Origin of the sequence: Vibrio sp. S12_S33, from assembly GCF_963889785.1 — a bacterium.
Classification (GTDB): domain Bacteria; phylum Pseudomonadota; class Gammaproteobacteria; order Enterobacterales; family Vibrionaceae; genus Vibrio; species Vibrio aestuarianus.
This window is the reverse complement of the sequence record NZ_CAWPQZ010000005.1, coordinates 151,777-161,264: the sequence shown is the minus strand read 5'-3', so window position 1 is coordinate 161,264 and position 9,488 is coordinate 151,777. Positions and strand designations below refer to the sequence as shown.

Here is a 9,488-nt window from a genome sequence, read left to right as displayed (position 1 = left end):
TGGGAGCCGCGTTATAAACGCATCATTGCTCATTCATTTGGTAAACGTAATACAGATGCATTGCGAGCACTACTTGCTTTACTAGCGCCGTTCGACATCCGCTTCTTTTTCACTGATGACTTCACTGCCTACACGAAAGAGCAACCAAGAGAAAAGCACGTTGTTGGCAAAAGATTCACTCAGCGAATTGAGCGAACCAACCTGACATTACGTTCAAGATTGAAGCGCCTTGTTCGTAAAACGATCGGTTTTTCAAAATCAGAAGAGATGCATGACAAAGTTATAGGGACGTTTATCGAGCGGGAGTTCTATTGGTAATTCAACTGATTTGAGTCACGACCCAAGAAAATAGTCTCCGCCTTGATCTACGATTTTTTCGGCAATCTCCTTCTGACACCCCATAGCATCGATTGAAACAAGGCAGCCCTTGATATCTAATAGCTTGAGCAATTCTGGTATTGCAGTGATCTCGTTCGACTTATCTGCTATTTTTACCTGCCCAATCACCACTCCATTTGAGGTAGCAAAGGCACTCACCATGTGTATAACGGATTTTCGATCTTCCCTGTTGTATGAGCTTCTTAAAGCTTTCCCATCAATGGCAATAATCTCATCATCCAGCAACTGAGCTACATCCTTCATCCAGTGAGAAAATCATCTGGATCAAGTCTGGCAATGATGCGAGCTATGGTGTCATGAACGGGAACACCAGAAAGAAGCAAGCCTTTGGATTGAAACCAATCCAGTTGCTCTTCAGCAAAGTCTTCAATATCTTCCCATCCTTCGCAGCCGACAATAGTGGAGCATAGAGTGAGAAACATGACGTCTAACAATGGATAGGTAATCTTAGTTGACTGGCGAGGGGCTGAGATCTGTGAAAAGTGGTAAGTAAAGGTATCGATCATATAAGGTCACTCCCAAAAGAGAGTATATGATCACACCTAAATTAGTTCGTCAAATCAATCCATTATCGATTAAAAAACGTTCGCGATCTCGCCCTGATTGAACCCCCACTCAACGTCCAATTACCTCTGGTATTAGTAAATATTTAATATAGCTCACCTTTTGCCTATTGAGTAATTGATTAATATCAATTGGCTTGCTTGAAAAGTTCCTACAATACCTTATCTGGTTAGTACAATTATTGACCAACTCAAAAACAAGAAGGAATAAAAACCGTCCTACCTGACGAGTTTTAAACATCACTAAGTATAGGAAGCTATTATGTCTAATAATGATCATAACGGTGTTTCCAGGCGTAACGTTCTCAAAGCTGGTAGTGCGCTAGGAACACTCGCTATAACAGGAAATGCTATCTATCTCCCATTTAGCAAGAATGCTATTGCAAAAGAAACGCCTGCCAAACCCAATGAAAAAATTGTCTGGTCCGCATGTACTGTCAACTGTGGTTCTCGTTGTCCTTTGAGAATGCATGTTGTCGATGGTGAGATTAAGTGGGTAGAAACTGACGGTTTAGGCGATGACCAATTTAATGATTATCACCAGATCCGTGCTTGTTTACGTGGGCGTTCAATGCGCCAACGGGTATATGCACCTGACAGGCTTAAATACCCTTTAAAACGTGTAGGTAAGCGAGGGGAAGGTAAATTTAAACGTATCTCCTGGGACGAAGCTTTCGATATTATTGGTGATAATTTAAAACGTATAATTAAAGATTACGGTAATGATGCTGTTTACCTGCAGTACGGTACTGGTACTTTAGGAGGAACCGTCACCAAAAGTTGGGCTCCTTCTCAAACTCTGGTAGCCCGACTCATGAATTTATGCGGTGGCTACCTTAATCACTACAATGATTATTCCGCTGGTAATATTGAAGAGATGTCTCTTTACTTTTATGGTTCATGGGTAGACAACAATTCCATGGATGATATTCAAAATTCTGATCTTTGTATTTTCTTTGGTAATAATCCGGCTGAAACTCGAATGTCTGGTGGAGGGCAAATCTACAACTATGTTGATGGGAAAAATATTAACAAAACACGAACCATTATTATCGATCCCCGTTACACTGATACCGCTGCCGGTCGAGAGGATCAATGGATACCGATTAAGCAAGGCACAGATATCGCGTTATGCTCTGCCATTGCTTATGTACTAATCACTGAAAACAAGGTCGATCAAGAATTTCTGGATAAGTACTGTGTTGGTTATGACTCCAAAACCCTACCAGATTCAGCACCTAAAAACGGTAGCTATAAAGACTACATCCTCGGTAACAGCGATGATAATACAGCCAAAACACCTGAGTGGGCGCAACCAATCACAGGTATTCCTACTGATATTATTACCAAGTTAGCGCGTGAAATAGGTAATGCCAAACGAATACATATATCACAGGGATGGGGGCCTCAACGTTCAGCTCATGGTGAACAGCTATGCAAAGCGATCATGATGCTGTCCCTGTTAACAGGCCAGGTCGGTCTACAAGGCGGTAGTACCGGTGCTCGTGAAGGTAATCATTGGTATCCTTTTGTTCAATTTCCAACACTAAGTAATCCAATTAAGGCCTCAATTCCATTCTTCTTATGGACGGATGCGATTTTCCGAGGCAAAGAAATGACCGATAGGACTGACGGCATAAAAGGAGTCGACCAATTACAGAATAACATCAAGTTTATTTGGAACTACGCTGGTAACGTTATGATTAATCAGCATTCAGACATAAACCGTACCCATAATATCCTACAGGACGAAAATGCTTGTGAAATGATTGTTGTGATTGATAATCACATGACTGCTTCCGCAAAATATGCAGATATAGTACTGCCTGATTGTACAACATCCGAGCAATCTGATTTTTGTATGGACGGCGAAGCAGGCTCAATGCCTTACTTCATTTTTGCCAGTCAAGCGATAGAGCCTCGCTTTGAATGCAAGCCAGTCTATGAAATTCTATCCGGTATTGCACAGCGTATGGGAGTGTTTGACGAGTTCACCGAAGGTCGGACTCAGGAAGAGTGGCTGCAATTTATGTACGCCGAAACAGTGAAAAATAATAACGATCCGGATTTACCATCCTTTGATCAGATGCGTAAACAGGGTATCTATAAAAAACAACACGATCGTCCATATGTACCGTATGAGGATTTCCGCAAAGACCCCGAAGCCCATCCATTATCCACACCGTCAGGCAAAATCGAAATTTACTCTGAACAACTCGCGGTCATTGCCAAAGAGTGGGAACTGGACGACGACGAATTCATCACACCTATTGCAGAATATCGACCAACCTTTAATGGCTGGGACTCCCCTGATCGCAAAGAATATCCACTACAGCTGACAGGTTTCCATTATAAAGCCCGAACTCATTCAACTTACGGCAATGTAGAGTTATTGAAAGCTGCTGCTCCACAGGAAATATGGATCAACCCGATAGATGCAACTGCACGTGGTATTGAGAATGGCGATCTCGTCAGTGTCAGAAGTAAACACGGTGAACTACATATTCGGGCTAAGGTAACACCAAGGATCATGCCTCATGTTACTGCCATTGGCGAAGGTGCATGGTATTCCCCTAATAGTCAGAAGGTGGATCAGGCTGGAAGTATTAACGTATTGACCAGTCCACGTCCAAGCCCAATAGCTAAAACCAATCCTAGTCATACCAATTTAGTTGAAGTGACACTAGTTAAAAAAATGGGGGCTGAATCATGAGTCTTGATAAACAGTATGGTTTTTACATCGATTCCAGCAAATGCACAGGTTGCAAAACCTGTCAGCTCTCATGTAAGGATTTTAGAAACTTAGGCGTTGATCGTAATTACCGTCGCATTTACGAATACGTCGGTGGTAATTGGACACAAGATAACGGGGCTTTCCGGCAGAATGTTTTCGCCTATTATCTATCTATCGCATGTAACCATTGCGACAATCCTGCGTGTGTAAATGTTTGCCCATCAGGAGCAATGCATAAACGTACCAAAGATGGACTTGTCGCCATTAACGAAGATATTTGTATCGGATGTCGTTCATGTGAGATGGCCTGCCCTTATGGCGCACCACAATATGATGCAGCCCAAAAGCATATGACTAAGTGCGATGGATGCTTTGAGCGTGTCGCAGAAGGCTTAATGCCCGTCTGTGTAGATAGCTGCCCACTGCGTGCCCTAGAATTCGGTCCGATAGATGAACTAAGAGCGAAATATGGCGCTAATGCTAACGTTGCACCGTTACCAAGTTCTCATCTGACAAATCCTAACCTTATCGTGAAACTTAATCCTAATGGAAAGCCGACTAATGATCGTACCGGTTTCTTACAGAATCCAAGAGAGGTGTAATCATGTTTTATGAAACTCCGTTAATTGCTTTTACGATTTTAGCTCAAATGGCAGTGGGTGCTCATCTCATCATTAACACTGGTCAGTTAATGGGAAGTCCTGCAAGTCAATTAAACAAGCTCCGGTTCGCCGTACTGGTTGTGATTGGCTTAGGCTTTATCTTTTCAACCATGCACTTAGGCAGCCCATTAAGAGCTTTTAATGCCTACAACCGAATCGGAGACTCTGCTCTATCGACAGAAATCCTGTATGGCTCTGGTTTTGCAGCTATTGCCGGACTTCTTTGGTTAGTCAGTGTATTGAATTGGGGTGGCGACGTACTCGAACGTATATTGAATGCAATCTCAATCATACTCGGTATTGTATTTATGTTCGCCATGGCAAACGTCTATAACATGGATACAGTCCCTGCATGGCACTCAATCCACAGAGTTTACGAATTTTGGTTCACCGTTCTGACACTCGGAACGTTATTTGGCTATTTATTGCTATGTTTAGCAGATAGCGCGACCGAGAAGCAGAGCCGTATCATTATGTGCTTCGGTGTAAGCATGATCTGCCTTAACCTCGCAGCAACGTCATTCCAGTTAGTACATTACACTGAGATCTCAACAGCGATTCACAGTGGTGCTGCACAAGTAGAAACCCTATTTACTTCTGTTGAAGTGAATCTGTTTGCCATGGTGGTTGCTGCAGTACTATGGGGATTTACAGAACTGTTCTTATCCAGTAATACAAAGAAAGTTGCTGCTCTGATTGTACTGTTGAGCCTGATCATTGCAGAGGCTTACGGCCGTAATGTGTTCTATGGTATGCACTTTACCGCCGGATTATATTAACGAGGATGAAACTGTCATTTTTCGGGGCTGAGTAAAGCCCCGAATCATTAAGGTGAGCTATGAAAACCAATGAGTTAAATATGCAAGATCTTAGCGTTGTTCTAAAAGTTCTGGGGGCATTATTTTATTACCCACCAGACCGATACCAGCAGGTTAATCTCGAAACAATGCTCAATAACGTTAGTCAGGATATTCCACTACTGTCTACTGCCTTACTTGCGATTAAGTCTGAAGACAGAAATGAATTACAGCTGGAACACGACCGACTCTTTTCTGGCATAGGTGATATGCCAGCACCACCTTGGGGGTCGGTATACTTAGATAAGGAATCCATCGTGTTTGGTGAGTCAATGCTTGAATATCGCCAGTTTCTACGACAATGTGGCTTATCACTTAACAGCGACCACAAAGAGCCCGACGATCATATTGGTTTAATGTTGATGGTTCTTGGGTTATTACTGAAAGACGAGAGATATTCTTTAGCTAAAGAGCTATTACAGGCACATCTAATAACTTGGTTTGATTTTTATATCAAACGACTAACAAAAGCCAGTTACTGTGATGCTTACGTAACACTTGCAGAATCAGCAAAGAAAGTACTTTCCATTCTGATAGATAGGTTCCAGATAACACAGGTTGAACGTCGAGACTACTTTAATGACAAGGCACAAAACGTCCAATAAACAAATTGACTTAAATAAACGGCGATTGTTTACTTTTTACAAGAAACTCCATGAGCATGAGGCTAAGGAACATAAAACTGTCGCACGGCCACCTTACGCTGTTGAAGAAATTCTCTTTAAGCGCCTCTGCACTGGTTGTGGTAACTGTCAGGCAGCTTGTCCAAATGAAATTATTAATATCATTGATGGGTTAGCAGAAATTGACGTTTCCTATACACCGTGTGATGTCTGTGGTGAATGCCAAAAAGCTTGCCAAACGCTGGCGCTATCCCAACAAGAAACAGCTACCGGACTAATCGCACGTATTTCTTCTACTTGTGACAACCTGACTAGCTATTGTAATAATTGTGAGGGGACATGTAATTTTAACGCTCTAATATGGCAAGAAAACCGTACCCCATCTATCGACCAAGAGAAATGTATTGGTTGTGGCTTCTGTATCACTACATGCTTTATCAATGCTATTAGTATGACGATGGCTTAATAACCGGCAAAAGATGTCTGTGAATCGCATAGATTCGTTACTGTGGCCTACCATGTCCACTCATATTCTCACTCTGTAAACAAACTGCTTTAGCAGCTTTATTGTTAAATAAGTGAGTATTTTGAACTGATAGTGGGATTCTGCGCTCTTTGCTCGAATGAGTTTCTGTCGGGTGGACGGCACTTGTTACCAAGTGCCGTCTCCCTGAGAACCAGCATGGTGCAAGAAACTGGGAGATTCCGCGCATCGATGTTGCGCGGTCTTCCATTAGTAAAAGTCGGGCTATTTTCTGGCGAGATTTACCACCGTTTTGTTGCGCAAACTTGGAAAGGGGCAAAGACGCATTTCAAGTTGGCCTAGTGAATGTACGGAAATGGCACTGAATTACCACCTTTAGCAACTAAACAACCTCTACTACGTCCTCCCCTGGTAGTGATAAAATCTCTGCATCAGAATTACCGAGAAACTCTATGTTTATCCATCATGTTAATGGCATCGACTGGTTGGTGATTACAGCTTTTGAAGAACTGAAAACCATGTTTATCAAAGAAGCCGGTGCGATCCCCTCTTACTTATCTGCCGCCAGCGAATTGAACCCGATTGATCAAGCCAAGCACACTTATGGATATTTGCCTACACTCAGGGGCGTGATCACTGATACCGGAGCATTTCAACGCCAAGATAACGAAGAAGATTTAAACCCACAGCTTGCCTGCCTAGTTGAGGGACATAGTCGGGTGTTTATCTATCACGGTGGTTTTGTGGCTTTTGTGGATGACGAGCAAACCTTTATTACCCGAATGAACTGAAATTTATTTAGTCATTTGAAATCGGAGAATTGGCATCCTTATCCGTTCATCCGCAAGCTTTTCGTTTATTAACTAAGGGGCGAATTGAATGGAGCCAGATCCTATCTTCAATAGGAAAAGAAATGCTAAGGTTAACTGACGAGCAATTTCCATAGCAAAGAATTAGCTGACATATAACTAGCCACAAGAACGTCAATTCACTTTTGAGGCGGCGTGCTGCTCCATCATGAATACGATCACTTATTCTTTTAAACAAGATTTGCTGACATATTGGCGTTGCTTACCTAGATGAAGTATGAATCCTAAATCGGTTTGTTCAAGTTGGTCAATTTCACTCCAAGCAATGTAGCGGTCGATTTTACCGCTTTTGTAATTCACACCGTTCGCGTTAATTTGAAGCACCACTTTGTTGCCACGACTTGAGCCAATGGTTTGTCACCATAACCACCAAGTTCGCTTACAGTAAATACTGAACGCTTCAATAACACTCAATACGATAAAAAACTAACCGACATAACCATTAGGTAACAACTCAAACTCTAATAGAACAGTGCCAAAAATAAGAAAGAATATCCCTTTCAGATATGCTTTTGGGAACTTAGCAGGCAGACTAGTTTGATCATAACACTCGGCCAAGAAAGGCTTGTCGAGCGTATATTCTGTGGTGAAATCGAAATCTTTAGACATGTATGGTTACTTTAAGGTATCCGTGAATGAGTATTCCATGCTGCGCTCTTGGAACACAAGCGTTGTATCGCGTCTCGGGCCTTATCTTTAGCAATTTTGATTCTGTTTTGTAAATCAATAATACCGAAAGATGCTAGGCGCTCTGTAATGCGATACACAGACAACTCAATAATAACCCTTGTTACGCACGATACTTGATGTGTGTATGGTTTATTTATTTCTATTAAGCACCTGTTTCAGACAACATGGTTTTTATTTCAGAGGGTCGTTGTCTGGCAATGCATTACGCATCCAAAGTGCCAGTCTGTGTTTAATGTTTGCGCCGTCGAGCTTATTGTCAGGTAATGGCGTGATTTGTTTGGCATCGACCAAAAATAGGTAAATCGCCTTTACTCTTACTGGTTGTGGTGACTGAGGGAGGTTAAAACCTTGCAGCATTGCCATCTTCCCACCGATCTCAAGTGCCTTCTTAACCAGTTTATCTTCATTCTTAAGCATGGATTTTTGTGACATTGATAGAAGCCTCTTCTTAGTTTCAACTAAGAATACCTTAAGTGTTTCCAATGGCGTGTTACTAAACTCTCATATTGATAAGTTTAGGCTACAACATTCAGTAAGTGCTTAAAACGCAAACGAAACAATGCCATAGGAGCGAAAATTGAATAGTCAACTAAGTGTTAGCGCAAAAAATACACCAACAACGAGAAAGTGGTCACAAACTAGGCGTGAAAAATTTGAACCAAATAGGCACTGGCTTAGTCGATTCTCTAGTAAGTACAAAACTTGGCGTAAGTGAGATAAACTCGTCAATGTAGAGATTTCAGTTATAATCCCTTTTGTCGTAGAGCTACTCGCCACAAGTTATTGCCAATGAAGAAATAAAGCATGGAAAGTACAAACCTAACCATACCACTTCCCTCATTAATTCATCGAATTGGTGGCGATAACGCTAAGAGAACAAAACAAGTGGCTTTCGAATACGGATGTGAATTGAAAAGAGTAAGACGCTCCAGAAACTGGCAAATCAGTGGTGAAATAAGCCAACTAAAGTGTGTAGTGACAAAGCTAAGCGAGATGGATCAACAAGCGATGCTGTTTTTAATCACTAAAGTGAATGATAAGATCAGGACACTGGAAGAGAAGCTGGAGCCACGTGAAGATAAACTCACAAGGCTCATACTAGAAAATCCGAATATTACGCTATCCGAACTCATGGCATTGACCAATTGTTCTGTCAATGAAGCTCGAACAGCTCGCTTTGCTACAGAAGATTTCTAACTATTTCGGCTTAATATTACGACCTAAGCTGAGCGCAAAGAAGAAAAATAGGTAGGATACTTCTGACGGATATAACGCTGCTCTTCCACCATATGCTTGAAACCCGGCCCGTTAGTTAATTGAACCACGACTTCATTTTGTTGAAAACGTAAGACCTTTCCTGATATTTTAATCGAACTATCACTGCGCATATGAACCGTTCCAGACATTGACAACCCCTGATATAAGGCCGTAGCCCGTGGCATTTCGATACGGATACCTTGTTCTGATATTTCGCTGACATGAAAAAGCTCATCATCAATTTTGACGACAGGTCTAGCTCGTTTAGGATACTTTAAACGGTAATACTGCCGTTTTTGTATAAAATCTTTATCGTCCATAATCTAACCCAGTTCTTATTTCAGCTTGCC

The 9,488-nt window shown here is 41.8% G+C and carries 11 protein-coding genes and 2 pseudogenes; 9 read left to right on the top strand and 4 right to left on the bottom strand.

Annotated elements, in window-relative coordinates:
• On the top strand, window positions 1-318 hold a 318-nt coding region (locus AACW06_RS04365; protein WP_238336630.1), incomplete at its 5' end, for an IS1 family transposase.
• Between the two features lie 24 nt (window positions 319-342).
• Here AACW06_RS04365 and AACW06_RS04360 read toward each other — a convergent pair.
• Window positions 343-905 (bottom strand): annotated as a pseudogene (locus AACW06_RS04360) (ISAs1 family transposase); the annotation flags it as partial.
• Window positions 906-1,224: 319 nt separating this feature from the next.
• Here AACW06_RS04360 and AACW06_RS04355 point away from each other — a divergent pair.
• The 7 genes from AACW06_RS04355 (at window position 1,225) to AACW06_RS04325 (ending at window position 7,113) form a co-directional block, all read left to right on the top strand.
• The gene (locus AACW06_RS04355; protein WP_192074140.1) at window positions 1,225-3,675 is read left to right on the top strand and encodes a DmsA/YnfE/YnfF family dimethyl sulfoxide reductase; all 2,451 of its coding nucleotides are present in this window, start codon (window positions 1,225-1,227) and stop codon (window positions 3,673-3,675) included.
• Window positions 3,672-4,298: a DMSO/selenate family reductase complex B subunit gene (locus AACW06_RS04350; protein ID WP_192074139.1), complete on the top strand. Its 627-nt coding sequence runs from the start codon at window positions 3,672-3,674 to the stop codon at window positions 4,296-4,298. Before AACW06_RS04355 ends, AACW06_RS04350 begins: the two co-directional genes overlap by 4 nt.
• A gap of 2 nt (window positions 4,299-4,300) precedes the next feature.
• Entirely contained in the window at window positions 4,301-5,137 is an 837-nt protein-coding gene (locus tag AACW06_RS04345) for a dimethyl sulfoxide reductase anchor subunit family protein (RefSeq protein ID WP_192074138.1), read from the top strand.
• 59 nt (window positions 5,138-5,196) lie between these two features.
• Entirely contained in the window at window positions 5,197-5,820 is a 624-nt protein-coding gene (locus tag AACW06_RS04340; RefSeq protein ID WP_192074137.1) for a TorD/DmsD family molecular chaperone, read from the top strand.
• Window positions 5,795-6,304 (top strand): 4Fe-4S binding protein, encoded by a 510-nt coding sequence (locus AACW06_RS04335; RefSeq protein WP_192074136.1) that lies wholly within the window; start codon window positions 5,795-5,797, stop codon window positions 6,302-6,304. The genes AACW06_RS04340 and AACW06_RS04335 overlap by 26 nt, the downstream gene beginning before the upstream one ends.
• Window positions 6,305-6,520: 216 nt before the next feature.
• Window positions 6,521-6,664: a hypothetical protein gene (locus AACW06_RS04330; protein ID WP_192074151.1), complete on the top strand. Its 144-nt coding sequence runs from the start codon at window positions 6,521-6,523 to the stop codon at window positions 6,662-6,664.
• Between the two features lie 110 nt (window positions 6,665-6,774).
• Window positions 6,775-7,113, top strand: coding sequence for a cytosolic protein (locus tag AACW06_RS04325; protein WP_192074135.1), 339 nt, complete (start codon window positions 6,775-6,777; stop codon window positions 7,111-7,113).
• 240 nt (window positions 7,114-7,353) lie between these two features.
• On the opposite strand, the pseudogene AACW06_RS04320 reads toward AACW06_RS04325, so the two are convergent.
• A pseudogene (locus AACW06_RS04320) lies at window positions 7,354-7,800 on the bottom strand (YcxB family protein).
• A 252-nt stretch (window positions 7,801-8,052) separates the two neighbouring features.
• On the bottom strand, window positions 8,053-8,313 hold the full coding sequence (locus AACW06_RS04315; protein ID WP_192074134.1) for a DUF5062 family protein: 261 nt from the start codon (window positions 8,311-8,313) through the stop codon (window positions 8,053-8,055).
• Window positions 8,314-8,685: 372 nt separating this feature from the next.
• On the opposite strand from AACW06_RS04315, the gene AACW06_RS04310 reads away from it, so the two are divergent.
• On the top strand, window positions 8,686-9,078 hold the full coding sequence (locus tag AACW06_RS04310) for a ribosome recycling factor family protein (RefSeq protein WP_192074133.1): 393 nt from the start codon (window positions 8,686-8,688) through the stop codon (window positions 9,076-9,078).
• A gap of 23 nt (window positions 9,079-9,101) precedes the next feature.
• On the opposite strand, the gene AACW06_RS04305 is transcribed toward AACW06_RS04310, so the two are convergent.
• Window positions 9,102-9,458 (bottom strand): PilZ domain-containing protein, encoded by a 357-nt coding sequence (locus tag AACW06_RS04305; protein WP_053309925.1) that lies wholly within the window; start codon window positions 9,456-9,458, stop codon window positions 9,102-9,104.
• Window positions 9,459-9,488 lie beyond the last annotated feature (30 nt).